Source organism: Maricaulis sp. (assembly GCF_015665295.1).
Taxonomy (GTDB): Bacteria; Pseudomonadota; Alphaproteobacteria; order Caulobacterales; family Maricaulaceae; genus Maricaulis.
Genome location: NZ_JADFAJ010000012.1, coordinates 153,845 through 169,339 on the forward strand (window position 1 = coordinate 153,845; position 15,495 = coordinate 169,339).

The window sequence follows — 15,495 nt, forward strand, 5'->3', positions numbered from 1 at the left end:
CGACGATCATGAAGATGACCCGCATTTTCGCCGCCGCCATTGCGGCCCTGGGCTTCGCCGGCACGGCAGCCGCCTTCGAGGGCGAGCAGCACGCGCCGCACGAGCATCACTGGCATCATGACGGCCCGTTCGGCACCTATGACACCCAGGCGGTTCAGCGCGGCTACCAGGTCTACCAGGAAGTTTGCGCCTCCTGTCACTCGATGGACCTGATGCGTTTTCGCAATCTGGGTCAGCAGGGTGGCCCGTTCGCATCGGAAGAGTTTCCGAATCCGAACGACAATCTGATCGTGATGCAGATCGCGGCTTCCTACACCCGCGTCTGGGATCAGGACGAGGTCAATGACGACGGTGATCCGGTCGAGCGCCCTGGCCTGCCGTCCGACGCCTTCCCGGCGCCCTTCGCCAACGAGCAGATGGCACGCGCCTCCAATGGCGGCGCCTATCCGCCGGACCTGTCCCTGATCGTCAAGGCGCGCAGCCATGGCGAGAACTACCTGTATTCGCTGCTGACCGGCTATGAGGAGGCTCCGGCCGACTCCCATCTGGCTCCGGGTCAGTATTACAACCCCTATTTCCCCGGTGGCGCCATCGCCATGGCACCGCCCTTGGCTGACGGCATCATCGAATATGCCGACGGCACGGAAGCAACGCTCGAGCAGATGGCGGAGGATGTCACCACCTTCCTCAGCTGGGCCGGGGATCCGCACATGGAGACGCGCAAGCAGATGGGTGTGATGGTTCTCATCTACCTGCTGATCTTCGCCATCCTGGTCTATCTGGCCTATCGCCAGGTCTGGGCCAATGTGAAGCACTAGGCTTCCGGCTCGCAAGACAAGATCACAAGGGCCGCAGACACTGTCTGCGGCCCTTTTTTGTTTCCCCCGCCTGGCGGGCTTCGAAAGGATGTGACATGAGCCGCTGGACACTCGGCCTTCTGGGCGGATCGGGTCTTTATGCGCTGGACGGGCTCGATGACGTGCGCAGCGAGACCGTGGAGACCCCCTGGGGTGTCCCGTCAGCGCCGCTGACCCGTGGCAAGTTGAATGGCGTCGAGCTGGTCTTCCTGCCTCGTCATGGCCCCGGCCACGCCATCCCGCCATCAGACATCCCCTATCGCGCCAATATCGCGGCGCTGAAAATGGCCGGCTGTACCGACATCCTCTCGATCTCGGCCTGCGGCTCGCTGCGCGAGGACTTGCCGCCGGGGCATTTCGTGATGGTGGACCAGTATGTCGATCGCACGGTGGGCCGTGAGCGCTCCTTCTTCGGAACCGGCTGTGTGGCCCATGTCCCGCTGGCGCAGCCGGTCTGCGCGCGACTGGCCGAACTGGCTGCCGAGGCCGGTGAGGCCGAGGGCATCCCCGTCACGCGCGGCGGCACCTATCTGGCAATGGAAGGCCCGCAGTTTTCCACCCGCGCCGAAAGCGAACTCTACCGGCAATGGGGCATGGACGTGATCGGCATGACCAACATGCCCGAGGCCCGTCTCGCCCGCGAGGCCGAGCTGCCCTATGCCGCGATTGCCATGGTCACGGATTATGATTGCTGGCGCGATGAGGGCGAGAGTGTCGATGTCGCGTCCGTCATGGCTGTGATGCAGTCCAACACGATTTCGGCCAGACGCCTGCTTGACCGCCTTGCCCACGCGCTGTCTTCGCTTGCCCGCACCCCGTCGCCCGACGGGATCGAGACCTGCCTGGATACGGCGGTGATTACGCCTGTGGCGGCGCGCGATGCGGCGCTCGTGTCGCGTTTGAAATGCATCGCCGGACGCGTTGTCTGAACTGGGTTGTGCTCGCGCGCGAAGGCTTTGGTTTGCGGCGTTTCTTCGCAGTGCCGGCACGGCTGCCCCCTTTCCCCGCCTGCAGGGCTCGTCCATAACAGGCGCAGAGCGCGGAGTGGTGGGACATGTTGGTGATTTCCGGATTGTTTGTGGCGGCCCTGGCGGGCCAGGATCTGACCCTGCCATCATCGCGGCCGGCGTTGGAATGCGCTGAATACCTGACCGATTGGAGGGCCCGCCGCAATTGCCTGCGCGGGCTTCTGGCCGAAGCCGAGGGCGGGCTGGAGCGCTCCGTCGATCTTGCGCGCGAGGATGCCGACGAGACCGATGCCGATTCCGCCGGCCGCTTCGGTGCGCGCCCGGCGCTCGACGCCGCCCAGACCGCCTGGATCGCCTATCGTGACGCGGAATGCACGCGCCGCGCTGCCGCGATGTTCCTGTCGGAGGATTCGCGCGAGGAAATCACGCTGGATTGCCAGATCAGCTTGACCCGGGCCCGTGCGACGGAACTGGCGGAGCGCTGAGGCGATGAGGCCCGTTCTCTATATCGGCAATCGCCGCTTCTCGACCTGGTCGTTGCGCCCCTGGCTGGTGTTGAAGAAGGCTGGAATTGCCTTCGATGAAACGCTGATCCCGCTCTACAACAGTGAAACGCGCAAGGCAGTGTCGGCCATTTCGCCGGGCGGCACGGTGCCGGCCTTGCATACGCGCAATGCGGTCGTCTGGGATTCGCTTGCGATCGCTGAATGGGCTGCCGAGCAAGTGCCCGGCCTCTGGCCGGCGCATCAGGGGCTGCGGGCACGGGCCCGCGCAGCCGTGGCCATGATGCATTCCGGCTTTCCGGCCCTGCGCGAGGCCTGTCCGATGGATTTGTGCCGCGCCCCGTCTGCAATCGCGCTGACTGACCGTGCGCGGATCGATATCGCCGCCGTCCAGGCGCTCTGGCACGAGGTGAAGTGCGTCGACGGGCCCTGGCTGTTCGGAGACTGGTCGATCGCCGATGCCTTCTACACCCCGGTCGCCGCGCGCTTCCATGCCTATGCCATTCCGCTCCATGCCGGGGCACAGGACTATTGCGACACGCTGCTCGCCGATGAACACTATCGCGACTGGCATGCGGCTGCCCAGGCCGAGACATTCCCGAACCCGTATGACAAGACGATCTAGCCCGAGGCCGAGACCTGACCGATGGACCTGAAATCCGCCATACGCACCATTCCTGACTATCCCAGGCAGGGCATCCAGTTCCGTGACGTGACGACCCTGATCGGCGATGCCCGCGCATTTCGTGTCGCCATTGACCGCATGGTGCAGCCCTGGGCCGGGGCCAAGATCGACAAGGTTGCGGGGACCGAGGCGCGCGGCTTTATCCTGGGCGGCGCAGTGGCACACCAGCTCTCGGTCGGTTTCACACCTGTGCGCAAGCGCGGCAAGCTGCCTTATCGGACCCTTGCCGAGGAATACGAGCTGGAATACGGCTCGGATGCGATCGAGATCCATGTCGATGCAATCACCGAGGGCGATCGCGTCCTGCTGGTCGATGACCTGATCGCGACGGGCGGCACCGCCGAAGCCTCAATCAAACTCCTCCAGCGGGCCGGTGCCACCGTCGTCGGCGCCGCCTTCATCATTGACCTGCCCGATCTGGGCGGTGCCAAGCGCATCGAGGCGCTGGGCGTGCCGGTGTCCAGCCTGGTCGCGTTCGAGGGGGAGTAGGGCCGCCATGTCCGGGATGCTCGCCGGATTGTGATCCGGACCGGCCAGGCCGGGCTTTCCTGAACCCGAAGGCTGACTAAGCTGCCTGGCAGGAAAACGGGGGAATCCATTGTCATGTTCGTCGGTCATTACGGTCCGGCCCTTGCCGGCAAGTCCATCGCCAGCGCAGTACCGCTCTGGGTCTTCTTCCTGGCGGTCCAGCTCGTTGACGTGTTGTGGGGCGTCTTTGTCGCCAATGGCATTGAGCATGTGCGGATCGTGCCCGGCTTCACGGACGCCAACGCCCTTGACCTCTATGACATGCCGATCACCCATTCCCTGCCGGGGGCGCTCGGCTGGTCGGTGCTTGCCGGCCTCGTCTGGATGGTCCTGGCGCCGCGCCAGAAGCGGGTCGGCGCGCTGGCGATCGGTCTGGCGGTGTTCTCCCACTGGTTGCTCGACCTGATCGTGCATGTGCCCGATCTGGAGCTGTGGCCAGGCGGGATGCGGGTCGGGTTCGGCCTGTGGAACAACTACCCGCTCGCGCTTGCCGTCGAGGCCGGTGTGCTTCTCGCCGGTTTTGTCCTCTATCTGCGCCTCACGGTCGCCAAGGGGCTGGTCGGACGTGTCTGGCCGTGGATTTTCGTCGGGCTGCTGGCCCTGGCCGAGTACGTCAATCACACCATGCCGCCGTCCGGTGACGTCGCGACCGCCGGATATATGGCCAGCGCGACCTTCATCCTGCTGACCTTGCTCGCGGTAGTCTGTGATGTAACCCGAAGGGCGCGTTGAGGGTTAGTCCTCGATGCGTTCAACGCGCGGCGCTGCGTTGCGGCGCCGGACCCTGAGCCATGTCTGGGCGTCAAAGGCCGGGCCCGTGACCTCTTCGGCCACCAGGCCACGCCTGGCGCATTCGTCCTCGATCCACGACAGCTTGTGTCGGACAATACCGGCCTCGTTGGACTCGTGGCTCGTTCCGACCCAGACGCTGCCCATATAGTCCTCGTCGTCGGAGCGGGCTGCCAGATAGGACACCAGAAAAACAGCGTCAGGCACGGTGTGGGCGACAAAGCCGTCGAGCATTGTCTGGATGTGGGCCTTGGAGCAATGCGTCCAAATCGACCCCGCCAGGAAGAAGTCGAATTTCCCGCCGAAGACGGAGGTGTCGAAATCCGCGTTGTGATGGAAACGTGGCTTCTTGATCTCAAGCAAGTCCGCGTTGAACAAGCTTGTCCTGCCCCACTCTACACGGCCCTTGTGCGGCTCGATGCCACAATAGCCGCCAGGTTCCAGCAGCTGGATGAGCCAATAGGCGACCCTCAAACAGCCACAGCCAATCTCGCAAACACGTGATTCCGGCGAAAGGCCTTCCCGCAACAGCGAAATCAGCTGGCGTCGGCCGCCCTCGTCGAATGTTTTGGTGGGAATTCCAAGGAAGCCGTGCTCGTCGGCCATGGCGGTTCCAAGTTCCTGTACGCGTGACATATGCGAATCCCGTTTCGGCAAGGCGCCTCAGTTAGCCCCAGGCTGTGACCCGCCGCAATGTTCTGAGAGCTTGTTTTCAGGGCAGGAACCGGAGACGGTACCATACGTTGAGTAAGCGGTAGTCCAGTTCCATGACGGTAGGCCTTGCAGTCCGGTTTCCGGAGGTTCGTTTCTATAACCCCGAGCTCACCGAGGTGCAGGGCGATGTCTTCATCGGGGCGGGCACCCGTGTTGGCTCGATGACGCTGATCCACGAATCTGCGCGGATCGGGCGCGGCGTGACGATCGGCTCGCACTGCAATATCTGCGCGTGCGATATCGGCAACAATGTATCCATTCAGACCGGTTGCCACATCACGCGTGGTGTCGTGGTCGAGGATGACGTCTTCATCGGACCGCGCGTCGTGACCCTCAATGACGGTCTCAAGGATGGTCCGATGACCTATCCGCGCATCGGCAAGGGGGCCCGTATCGGTGGCGGCAGCACCATCCTGCCCGGCGTTTCGATCGGGGCCGGGGCCCTGGTCGGGGCGGGCAGTGTGGTCGTCAAGGATGTGCCAGCCGGCGCAACGGTATTCGGCAATCCCGCGCGACTGCATACGCCCGCCGAAGGGCATTGAGATTGCGGCCGGGCGAGCCCAAGTGAGCGCAATGAACAAGTTGATCCTGAACCTGGCCCCGACCGGGATGATCCCGACCAAGGCGATGACCCCGCATGTCCCGGTCACGCCTGCCGAGATCATTGCCGACGCGTGCGAATGTGCGGCACTCGGCGCAGCGATCATTCACCTGCATGCGCGTGACGAGGCGGGGCGTCCGACCTGGCAAGGCGATGTCTACGCCCGGATCATCGAGGGCATTCGCGAGCAGCATCCCGAGCTGATCCTGTGCGCCTCGCTCAGCGGCCGCGATTTCCCCGAGTTCGAGCAGCGCAGCGCTCCGCTTCGCCTGACCGGAGATGCGCGACCGGACATGGCCAGCCTGACCCTGTCCTCGCTCAATTTTACGGGCACCGCCAGTGTCAATGCGCCCGACATGATCCAGCGCCTGGCGGCGGTCATGGCCGAGGCGGGGATCCGACCGGAACTGGAAGTCTTTGACGTGGGCATGATCAATTATGCCAATTATCTCATCGACAAGGGGCTTTTGGTCGGGCCGCATTATTTCAATGTATTGTTGGGCAATATTGCCTCGGCCCAGGCCACACCGCTGCATCTGGCCAGCATGACCGCCAGCCTGCCCGCCGGGGCCATCTGGGCCGCGGGCGGTCTCGGTGCCGCCCAGCTGCCTGCCAATACGCTCGGCATCTTGTATGGTGACGGTGTCAGGACCGGGCTGGAAGACATGATCTGGATGGACACGGCGCGAACCCTTCCTGCCACCAACAAGGCACTGGTTGAACGCATCGGTCAGCTCGCTGCGCTCATGGGGCGTGATATCGCGACGCCGGCCGAAGTGCGCGCCCGGCTGGGCATGGCCCGATGAGTCGGGAATTCAGGCCGCTGCGGATCCTGATCACCAACAACACGTTGGCGTACAGGGCCGGGTCGGAAATGTATGTCCGCGACCTTGCAATCGCGCTGATGAAGCGCGGGCATTTTCCGGTCGCCTACAGTCCCGTGCTGGGCCAGGTCGCAGACGAGCTGCGTGATCACACCATTCCCGTCATCGACGATCTGGGGGTCATGGATGCGGCGCCCGACATCATCCACGGCCATCACCATCACGAGACCATGACGGCGATGATGCGCTATCCGGACACGCCGGCCATCCTTGTTTGCCATGGCTGGGTGCCGTGGGAGGAAGAACCCTTCGCGCACCCCAATATCATGCGTCATGTCGCCGTCGATGCGTTGTGCCGGGAGCGTCTCCTGACGACGCGCGGGATCGAGCCGGCGCGCGTCGGGATGATCCACAATTTCGTCGATTGCGAACGGTTCGGCACGGTCCGTGACCTGCCGGAACAGCCACGGCGCGCCCTGGTCTTTTCCAATTATGCCAATGACGTGCCGGCGGCGATCCGCGAGGCTTGCGAGGCAGCGGGCATTGCCGAGATTGATATTGCCGGCAGTGGCTCAGGCAGGTCGATTGCCGATCCCGGCACGACGCTGTGCGAATACGACATCGTCTTTGCCAAGGCGCGCGCGGCGATGGAGGCGATGGCGTCAGGCTGCGCCGTGGTCGTGACCCATCATGCCGGGCTCGCCGGCATGGTCACGAGCGAACGCCTGCCGGCCTTGCGCAGTCTCAATTTCGGCATCCGCACCATGCAGTCCCAGCGCCTGTCAGCCGAAACGGTGGCGCGGGAACTGGCGCTCTATGACCGCTCGGACGCGGCGCGCGTGACGGTCTGGATGCGCGAGCATGCCGCGCTCGATGTTGCGGTCGATGCCTGGCTTGAAACCTATGACGCGGCGCTCGCGGACTGGCCGGATGCGCGCAGCCGGCGCAGCGACAAGGATTTGTTGCGGGCCGGGTCCGACTATCTGCGCTCCCTCGCGAGCGTGCTCAAATCCGCCCGCCAGAATGCGGCCCAGAGCGACTCGGCGCGGGCGCGTGCCGAGCGTTTGACGGCGCAATTGCAGGCCAGTCTGGCACGGGCCGGAGAGGGCGATCGGCTGCGGGCCGAAGTCCGCCGCCTTGAGGCCGCGCTGGAGGCGCGCGATGGCGAGACGTCCGGCTCCCGCCCGCGGCAGCAGCAGCCGGACGAGGACGCTCCGGACTAGTCCGCGATCAGGGCGCGCACATCGGCCGTCATCGCGGCCAATGACGGCTGGTGGATGTACATCATGTGGCCGGCCTCATAATAGCGAAAATGGACACGGTCCTGGACGAAGCCGGGCTGGTTGAACATGAGTTCGGCCGCGAAGAAGGGCGTCGCCAGATCGTAATAGCCTTGCTGGACCAGCACTTCGAGATCGGAGTTCTGGCGCATCGCCCGCGCGATCCAGGGCGCGACATTGATGTAGTTGTTATTGCCCGAAGACCCGGCATCCCAGTTCCAGCCACCGACGCCGCCAATGGTCGAATAATATTCAGTGATATCGACGCCCAGCGTGCGACCGAAATAGTCGAGCATGGAGGCGGTGAAGCTGGCATCAATGCCGTAGAAGCTGGGGTCTGTCTCCGGCGTATCGCCGACGCCGTCGACTTCGACGCCGCTATAGCGGCTGTCCAGGCGCCCGACGGACAGGCCCTCATCCCGGCGCAGTTCGCGCATGAAGCGCTGCAGCGAGACGCGCATATTGGCGCGATGGAGGAAGGTTTCCGACAGGCCGGTGAAGGCGGCGAGCCGGCTGATCACTTCGGTTTCGCGGGCCGGATCCAGCGAGACGCCGCGCATCAGGGCCGGCATGTAATCCTCGATGGCAAACTCGCGGGCATCCGCGAGGAAGGCCTGCAGATCATTGTTCCAGTCCGAACGGTCGACCTTGCCATGATACCAGGCGGTCGCGGCATAGCCGGGCATCAGCCCGACATAGCCGATATCATTACCGTCCGAAGTGTCATCGAAGCGGAAGTCCAGCACGGTCGAGATCAGCGCCACGCCATTGATCGCGACATCGGTATAACCCCCTTCCAGCTCGTTCAGCAGCGAGCCGATACGCAGCGTGCCATAGCTCTCGCCCAACAGGTATTTCGGCGAGTTCCAGCGCTGGTGCTCGGACAGCCAGATGCGGATGAACTGGGCCAGGCTCTCGCCATCCTCATTGACGCCCCAGAACTCCGAACCCTCGCTGTCGCCGAGCGCGCGCGACCAGCCGGTGCCGACCGGATCGACAAAGACGAGGTCGGCCACGTCGAGGATGGACTGGGTATTTTCCACCATGTCAAAGGGCGCCGCGCCATCATCACCGACATCGGGCAGGACCAGGCGTTGCGGGCCGAACACGCCCATGTGCAGCCACAGGCTGGCCGAGCCCGGCCCGCCATTGAAGACAAAGGCGACGGGCCTTGTGCGCGGATCATTCGTGCCGTCCGCGATATAGCTGGTGGCGAAAATGGCCGCTGTCGCATTGCCGTCCTCATCACGCAGGAAGGTTTCCCCGGCGGTTGCGGTATAGCGGATGCGCGTCCCGTTGACGGTGACCTGGCCCCGGCTTTCCCAGCTGCGCGGCTCCGGTGCGGCGCTGTCCTGGGCGAAAGCCGGAAGGGTGAGTGTGACTGCAGCGATTGCGGTGGCGAATAGTCGGAACATGGTCGAAGGCTCCCCGATGACTTTTCCGGAAGACTAAGGCGCATCTGGCTGTGTGCAAGCCTCTGTTCACGGCGCAAGCCGGGGTCATGACGGTCGCCAGGGGCGCCGGTCGATCCGAAACGAGTATTGGCGTCCGCAGCCGCTCCGCGCTATAGCGCCGCCATGAATTACCGCCACGCGTTTCACGCCGGAAACTTCGCCGATGTGCTCAAGCACTCGGTGCTCGCCCTGTGTCTTGAACACCTCAACGCCAAGCCGAAACCCTATCGGGTGATCGATACCCATGCCGGGATTGGCAGCTATGACCTCGCCTCGTCGGAAGCCGAGCGCTCGCCGGAATGGAAGGACGGGATTGGCCGCCTGATCGACGCCGACCTGCCCGAACCGGTCCAGGCCATGCTCGGGCCCTGGCTCGATATTGTGCGCGACATGAATCCCGACGGCATCAAGACCTATCCCGGCTCGCCGGAGATCGCCGCCCGCCTGACCCGCGAGGATGATCGTGTTCACCTGTGTGAGCTGCACGAGGCCGACAGCCAGACGCTGGACAATCGTTACCGCCGCGATGCCCGCGTGAAGGTCGAACGTCGCGACGGCTACAAGGCGCTGAAAAGCCTGGTTCCGCCGAAGGAAAAGCGGGGCCTGGTGCTGATCGACCCACCCTTTGAGGATCGCGACGAGCTGGCCCATATGGCCGAAGCCGTGATGGGGGCCCTGGCAAAATGGCCGACCGGTACCTTCATTTTCTGGCGCTCGCTGAAAAATCTCTGGGCGGCCGACCGTTTCGACAATGGCCTCGCGGAATGGCTGATCTCGGAGAAGGATTTCGAGCCGGAGAAAATCCTGCGTGCCGATTTGTGGACTCGCGATCTGGCCTCCGAAGGCAAGCTGGCCGGTGCCGGTGTTGTGATCATCAACCCGCCCTTCATGCTGGAAGAAAAACTGGTCGCGGCGATGCCCTGGCTGGCGGAAACCCTGGCCCAGGGCGACGGCTATGGCTGGCGCGTCGATGGTGGTCTGACCGAGGATGACCTGGAGGAGGTCGAGGATTAGGCCTCGGCCACGCCTTTTCCCGCATCGCATCCATTCATCCGGCCCTTGCGGCTTGAATTTCCCCGTCGAAAGCCCACCTTTGGCGTCCGCGCGGGACAGAGCGCCTGACACTCGCTGAAGGCAGACCAATTCCATGACGCATGAAACGCCGACGGGAGCCGGGCAACCGGCTGTCCTGTCGATCAATGGCGTGTCCAAGACCTATGCCGGCGGCTTCACGGCTTTGAAATCGGTCGATCTGGACATCCGGAAGGGCGAGATCTTCGCCCTGCTGGGCCCCAACGGCGCCGGCAAGACCACCCTGATCGGCATCGTTTGCGGTCTCGTGACGGCGAGTTCCGGGTCGGTGAATGTGTTCGGGCATGACATCAATGGCGATTTTCGCCTGACGCGGGCACGGATCGGTCTGGTGCCGCAGGAAATGTCGATCGACATGTTCACCAAGGTGAAGGATGCGGTCGCCTATTCGCGCGGCCTGTTCGGCAAGCCCGCCGATCCCGCTTATGTCGAGCAGGTGCTCCGGGACCTCTCCCTGTGGGACAAGCGTGACGAGCAGATGCGGGCGCTGTCCGGCGGCATGAAGCGCCGGGTGATGATCGCCAAGGCACTGTCGCATGATCCCGACATTCTTTTCCTCGACGAGCCGACCGCCGGCGTCGATGTCGAGCTGCGCCAGGGCATGTGGCAGGTGATCGAGAAGCTGCGTCAGCGCGGCAAGACGATCATCCTGACCACGCACTACATCCAGGAAGCCGAGGAAATGGCCGACCGGGTCGGCGTGATCCGCCAGGGCGAGATTGTGTTGGTGGAAGAGACCGCGACGCTGATGGCCAAGCTCGGCCGCAAGCAGCTCACCCTCCAGCTGGCCGAACCGCTGAGTGCAGTTCCCGAGGCGCTCGCCGTCGAGGGGCTGACCTTGTCAGAGCACGGCGATGCGCTGCATTTCGACTACGACACCAGGGCAGACCGCACCGGCATCACCACCTTGCTCGCCAATCTCAACGCGGCCGGTGTCTCGGTACGTGATCTTGAGACCCGGCAGAGTTCGCTGGAAGAAATCTTCGTCGACCTTGTGGGAGGCGCATCATGAACTGGCGCGGCGCACTGACCATCTACAAGGCCGAAATGGCCCGCACAGGGCGGACGCTGATGCAGTCCATCCTCGCCCCGGTGATCTCGACCTCACTCTATTTTGTCGTCTTCGGAGCGGCCATCGGTTCGCGCATGGAATCGATCGACGGGGTTGGCTATGGCGCCTTCATCGTGCCCGGCCTGGTCATGATGATGATCCTGATGCAATCGGTCTCGAACGCCGCCATCGGCATCTATTTCCCCAAGTTCAATGGCACCGTCTACGAACTGCTCTCGGCGCCGATCTCGGCGTTGGAGATTGTTGTCGGCTTTGTCGGGGCGGCGGCGACCAAATCGCTGATCCTCGGTGCGCTGGTCATGGTCACCGCGTCCTTCTTCGTGCCGATGGAGATCCAGCATCCGCTGGCCATGATCGCCTTCCTGGTCATGACCTCGGTGACCTTTTCGCTGTTCGGCTTCATCATCGGCATCTGGGCCGACAATTTCGAACAGCTCAACATCGTGCCGATGCTGATCGTGACACCGCTGACCTTTCTCGGCGGCAGCTTCTACTCGATTTCGGTCCTGCCGCCCTTCTGGCAGACCGTCACCCTGTTCAACCCGGTCGTCTATCTGATCTCCGGCTTCCGCTGGAGTTTCTATGGCGTGTCCGATGTGGATATCGGCATCTCGCTGGCCGCCATTGCGGGCTTCTTCGCCTTTTGCCTCTTCATCGTCTGGCGCATGTTCAAGACCGGTTATCGGCTCAAGACCTGAGGATTTCGCCTGTGACCACACATCGCTATGCCGTTTTCGACGTCTTCACCGACCAGGCACTCGCCGGCAATCCGCTCGCCGTGGTCTTCGGCGCGGATGATCTCGACGAGGTCGCCATGCAGGCGATTGCGGGCGAGTTCAACCTGTCCGAGACGGTCTTCATCACCGAGCCGCGCGGCCGCGACGCCGACTATGGCCTGCGCATCTTCACACCGCGCGAGGAATTGCCCTTCGCCGGGCATCCGACGATCGGCGCCACCGTCGCCCTGACGCTGGCCAGCGGCGCCGCCGAAGGCCAGCGCAAGCGCTTCGTCCTGGAGGAGACGGTCGGCGATGTCACGGCCGATGGCCGGGTCAACGGGCCGCGCCACGGCTCGGCGCGTTTCTTCGCGCCGAAACTGCCCGTGCAGCTCGGCGAGCTGCCGGACTATGCCGCGATCGCCGCTGCGCTCGGGCTGCAGACCGGCGACCTGCTCGACACATCGGTGACCGGCGGCATCTGGTCGGCAGGTGTGCCCTTCGCGATCGTGCCGATCCGCGACCCGGCCCGGCTTTCGGCGATCAAGCTTGACCTGGCGGCCTTTGAAGATGTGTTCGGCGGCGAGGCGCCGGTCTGTGCCCTTGTGGTGGCCAAGGCGACGCTGACCGAGCACACGACGGACTGGCGGGCTCGCATGTTCGGGCCGCATCTGGGTATTCTGGAAGATCCGGCGACGGGCGGCGCAGCTGCCGCCTTTGCCGGTGTGATCAGCGAGCAGGGCGGTCTCGGCGAGGGTGAGCACGGCGTCGACATCTATCAGGGTGTCGAGATGGGACGACCCAGCCTGATCCGGCTGCGGCTCAAGCACGAGAATGGCAAATTGACCGATCTCATGCTCGGCGGCGATGCGGTCAAGATCGCCGAGGGCGCGCTTTTCACCGAGGACTTTCCGCGCGCCTGACGCGGTGTGCGGCCCTAACGCAGCGCGCGAACCGTGAACACGTCGTCACGGGCCACGCGCGGCAGGATCACCCGCAGGAAATGGGTCGTATAGCGGCGCAGGAAGCGCCTGCCCTTTTCCTCATCCCCCGGCTCCAGAGCGCGCAGGCGGATCAGGGCGCTGTGCTCCTTGCCATCGACGGTGAAATATCCGACCCGCTTGCCCGGCGCCGAGGCGGTGATCCCGGCTGCCAGCGAGGCCTCATAGCTCGGCGGGATACGGTCGCGCAGGAAATTGGCGAGCAATTCGCGCCGGTCGATATGCAGGGAGAGCCGGTTCTTGTTGCAGGAGTTCACATGCCGGTCCTGGATCAGGGAGAGCTGGGCATCGATCTCGATCTGGGTGACGCTATTGCCGGCCTTGAACTGGGTTTCCTTGGCTTTTTTCGGGGCGGTCAGCCAGATCGAGAAATCATCGACCGGCAGGCCCGTATCATCCACCGCCTCGACCACGATCTGATAGAATTCGCGGAAGCGGTCACCATCGGCGCTGGCCCGACCGAGTATCCGGTCGCGCAAGGCGTCAGCCTCCGGCCCGTCCTGGGCCAGCTTGCGGGTTTCCAGACAGACCGCCTCCCAGTCCCCGGCGACGGTGCGATAAGCCGCCGCCGTCTTCACCGACAGAGCCTGCAGGATAAGCTTTTCGAGGCGCTGCGAGACGACGGGGTCCTTCGACGCGCTTTCCTTCGGGGCCGGTTTGAGAATGCTCAGATGGCTGCGATCCGGGATGACGGCGAAGGGCGTATCCTCCGGACCGCGCCGGGTCCAGGCGCGAAATTCCGGTTCCAGGATCGAGCCATTGGAGAAGTCGACGGTCACGCCGCGCGGATCGATATTCGCCGTCGCGACACGGACCGTCCCGTCCCACGCCTTCTGGCCGAGAATGCCGGTTCCGGAAATCGGGTCGGCACCGACGATGACGAAGGGGCGGGTGCCATCGTCCGAGAAGGGGCTGTCGGTCGAACCGTCCTCGCTGACGCGGTCGCGCAGGGCCAGCTCTTCCTGGAATTTTGACGCCAGTTCGAGCGCGTTGAGGAAATGCGTGCCGGTCTGGAAGCCGTTGGTGAACCCCTTGGTCAGCCGACCCAGTGTCGAGCGACCGATCGTCGCGAGCGGCGAGCCGAAATTGGCCGGGGCGAGCATCAGGAAATTGGCGACTGGGGCGCCGCCCTTTGGGAAGAATTCCGCCATCCACCAGCGCCCCACAAGGGCGCCGGTGGAATGGACCACAACGTGGAATTTCGCGGGCAGCGTGCCGGCGGCCTGCATTTCACCGACAATGACCTGAAGCCGGCGTGCCGAATCCTCGATGCGGACATCATCATCCATTGACGGATAACCGCCGAGGAAAACATCCCGGGTCTGGTAGCCATGCTCGGCGAGCAGGTTGCCGATTTTCGCCATCGACTTGTCGCTGGCGCTCCAGCCGTGGATCAAAAGGACGTGTTCAGCCATTGCAACCTCCGGAAATTTTTCCGCAAGCTACCACTTGGCTGAGATGTCTGTCTAACAGTACTCGTCTTCGGACGCGTCCCACCAGGGGTGCCAGGGCGGCAGGTCGCTGGAGACTTTCATCGGGAAGTCCGGCGGCCGTTTTTCCAGGAAGGACATGACACCTTCCCTGGCATCGGCGCCCATGCCGGCATGCAGGATGCCCAGGCTCTCGACACGGTGCGCTTCCATCGGATGGGCCGCGCCCTGCATTCGCCAGGCCATGCGCCGCATCATGGCGACCGAGACCGGCGCGCAACGCTCGGCGATCAGGCGGGCCCGCTGGCGCGCTTCCGCCATCAGGTCATCGGCCGGAACGACGCGTGCGACCAGGCCGGACTCAAACGCTTCCGCTGCCGAGAAGGTGCGTCCGGTCAGGCCCCAGTCCATCGCGGTGGAGATGCCCACCACGCGCGGCAGGAACCAGCTCGCACAGCCATCCCAGACAATGCCGCGTTTGGCGAAGGGATAGGCGAATTTGGCGTCCATCGAGGCAAGGCGGATATCCATCGGCAGGATCATCGTTGCCCCGATCCCGACCGCAGCGCCATTGATGGCGCCGATCACCGGCTTCAGCGCATTCCAGATCCGCAGGTTCAGCATGCCCCCCTTGTCGCGCCATTTCGGATCGGTTTCGTCGAACTCACCGCTTTCCCGGGCCTGGGCGACCATGTTGAAGGTTTCCGCCCCGGTCGACAGGTCGGCGCCGGCGCAGAAGGCGGGCCTGGCACCGGTGACGATGATGGCGCGCACGTCGTCATTGCCATCGGCCTCGTCGAGCGCTGCGATGATCTCGTCACCCATTTCATAGGTGAAGGCGTTGAGCCGGTGCGGCCGGTTCAGCGTGATTGTCGCGATCTGCTCGTCGACGGCGTACTCGATTGTGGAATAGGCCAACCGTGCCCCCTCCTGCTTGTGGCTTTGGCCGCATGATGGGGTGGATTGTGACGCGAGGCCAGT

At 64.1% G+C, this 15,495-nt stretch carries 17 protein-coding genes; 13 read left to right on the top strand and 4 right to left on the bottom strand.

Going from position 1 to position 15,495, the window contains the following annotated elements; genetic code table 11:
* Positions 1-8 precede the first annotated feature (8 nt).
* The 6 genes from QZZ02_RS06500 to QZZ02_RS06525 all read left to right on the top strand — a co-directional run bounded on the left by QZZ02_RS06500 (position 9) and on the right by QZZ02_RS06525 (position 4,273).
* Positions 9-818, top strand: a complete 810-nt coding sequence (locus QZZ02_RS06500; RefSeq protein WP_291843159.1) for a cytochrome c1 — start codon at positions 9-11, stop codon at positions 816-818.
* Positions 819-913: 95 nt separating this feature from the next.
* Positions 914-1,786: an S-methyl-5'-thioadenosine phosphorylase gene (locus QZZ02_RS06505; RefSeq protein WP_291843162.1), complete on the top strand. Its 873-nt coding sequence runs from the start codon at positions 914-916 to the stop codon at positions 1,784-1,786.
* A gap of 125 nt (positions 1,787-1,911) precedes the next feature.
* A complete protein-coding gene (locus QZZ02_RS06510; protein WP_291843164.1) occupies positions 1,912-2,310 on the top strand; it encodes a lysozyme inhibitor LprI family protein in 399 nt (132 codons plus the stop codon).
* Positions 2,311-2,314: 4 nt separating this feature from the next.
* Positions 2,315-2,953 carry a glutathione S-transferase family protein gene (locus QZZ02_RS06515; protein ID WP_291843165.1) on the top strand — a complete coding sequence of 213 codons (639 nt, stop codon included), beginning with the start codon at positions 2,315-2,317 and terminating at the stop codon, positions 2,951-2,953.
* Between the two features lie 21 nt (positions 2,954-2,974).
* Positions 2,975-3,502, top strand: a complete 528-nt coding sequence (locus tag QZZ02_RS06520; RefSeq protein WP_291843166.1) for an adenine phosphoribosyltransferase — start codon at positions 2,975-2,977, stop codon at positions 3,500-3,502.
* A gap of 114 nt (positions 3,503-3,616) precedes the next feature.
* A complete protein-coding gene (locus QZZ02_RS06525; RefSeq protein WP_291843167.1) occupies positions 3,617-4,273 on the top strand; it encodes a hypothetical protein in 657 nt (218 codons plus the stop codon).
* 3 nt (positions 4,274-4,276) lie between these two features.
* On the opposite strand, the gene QZZ02_RS06530 is transcribed toward QZZ02_RS06525, so the two are convergent.
* Positions 4,277-4,966 carry a class I SAM-dependent methyltransferase gene (locus tag QZZ02_RS06530; protein WP_291843168.1) on the bottom strand — a complete coding sequence of 230 codons (690 nt, stop codon included), beginning with the start codon at positions 4,964-4,966 and terminating at the stop codon, positions 4,277-4,279.
* Between the two features lie 131 nt (positions 4,967-5,097).
* Between QZZ02_RS06530 and QZZ02_RS06535 the strand changes: the two genes are divergently transcribed.
* From QZZ02_RS06535 to QZZ02_RS06545, 3 genes are read left to right on the top strand one after another with little or no spacing between them, the layout of a single operon-like run.
* Positions 5,098-5,586, top strand: coding sequence for an acyltransferase (locus tag QZZ02_RS06535; RefSeq protein WP_291843169.1), 489 nt, complete (start codon positions 5,098-5,100; stop codon positions 5,584-5,586).
* Between the two features lie 31 nt (positions 5,587-5,617).
* Complete coding sequence (locus QZZ02_RS06540; RefSeq protein WP_291843170.1) at positions 5,618-6,451, top strand: 3-keto-5-aminohexanoate cleavage protein; 834 nt, start codon at positions 5,618-5,620, stop codon at positions 6,449-6,451.
* A complete protein-coding gene (locus QZZ02_RS06545; RefSeq protein ID WP_291843172.1) occupies positions 6,448-7,692 on the top strand; it encodes a glycosyltransferase in 1,245 nt (414 codons plus the stop codon). Before QZZ02_RS06540 ends, QZZ02_RS06545 begins: the two co-directional genes overlap by 4 nt.
* On the opposite strand, the gene QZZ02_RS06550 is transcribed toward QZZ02_RS06545, so the two are convergent.
* Positions 7,689-9,164, bottom strand: coding sequence for a peptidase S10 (locus tag QZZ02_RS06550; RefSeq protein WP_291843173.1), 1,476 nt, complete (start codon positions 9,162-9,164; stop codon positions 7,689-7,691). The genes QZZ02_RS06545 and QZZ02_RS06550 overlap by 4 nt on opposite strands.
* Before the next feature lie 162 nt (positions 9,165-9,326).
* Between QZZ02_RS06550 and rlmJ the strand changes: the two genes are divergently transcribed.
* The 4 genes from rlmJ (at position 9,327) to QZZ02_RS06570 (ending at position 13,006) form a co-directional block, all read left to right on the top strand.
* Positions 9,327-10,217, top strand: coding sequence for a 23S rRNA (adenine(2030)-N(6))-methyltransferase RlmJ (rlmJ, locus tag QZZ02_RS06555; protein WP_291843174.1), 891 nt, complete (start codon positions 9,327-9,329; stop codon positions 10,215-10,217).
* 133 nt (positions 10,218-10,350) lie between these two features.
* A complete protein-coding gene (locus QZZ02_RS06560; RefSeq protein WP_291843175.1) occupies positions 10,351-11,307 on the top strand; it encodes an ABC transporter ATP-binding protein in 957 nt (318 codons plus the stop codon).
* On the top strand, positions 11,304-12,065 hold the full coding sequence (locus QZZ02_RS06565) for an ABC transporter permease (RefSeq protein ID WP_291843176.1): 762 nt from the start codon (positions 11,304-11,306) through the stop codon (positions 12,063-12,065). Before QZZ02_RS06560 ends, QZZ02_RS06565 begins: the two co-directional genes overlap by 4 nt.
* A gap of 11 nt (positions 12,066-12,076) precedes the next feature.
* Complete coding sequence (locus tag QZZ02_RS06570; RefSeq protein WP_291843177.1) at positions 12,077-13,006, top strand: PhzF family phenazine biosynthesis protein; 930 nt, start codon at positions 12,077-12,079, stop codon at positions 13,004-13,006.
* Between the two features lie 14 nt (positions 13,007-13,020).
* On the opposite strand, the gene QZZ02_RS06575 is transcribed toward QZZ02_RS06570, so the two are convergent.
* Positions 13,021-14,499: a hypothetical protein gene (locus tag QZZ02_RS06575; protein ID WP_291843178.1), complete on the bottom strand. Its 1,479-nt coding sequence runs from the start codon at positions 14,497-14,499 to the stop codon at positions 13,021-13,023.
* A 51-nt stretch (positions 14,500-14,550) separates the two neighbouring features.
* Positions 14,551-15,432, bottom strand: a complete 882-nt coding sequence (locus QZZ02_RS06580) for a crotonase/enoyl-CoA hydratase family protein (protein ID WP_291843179.1) — start codon at positions 15,430-15,432, stop codon at positions 14,551-14,553.
* Positions 15,433-15,495: the final 63 nt, after the last annotated feature.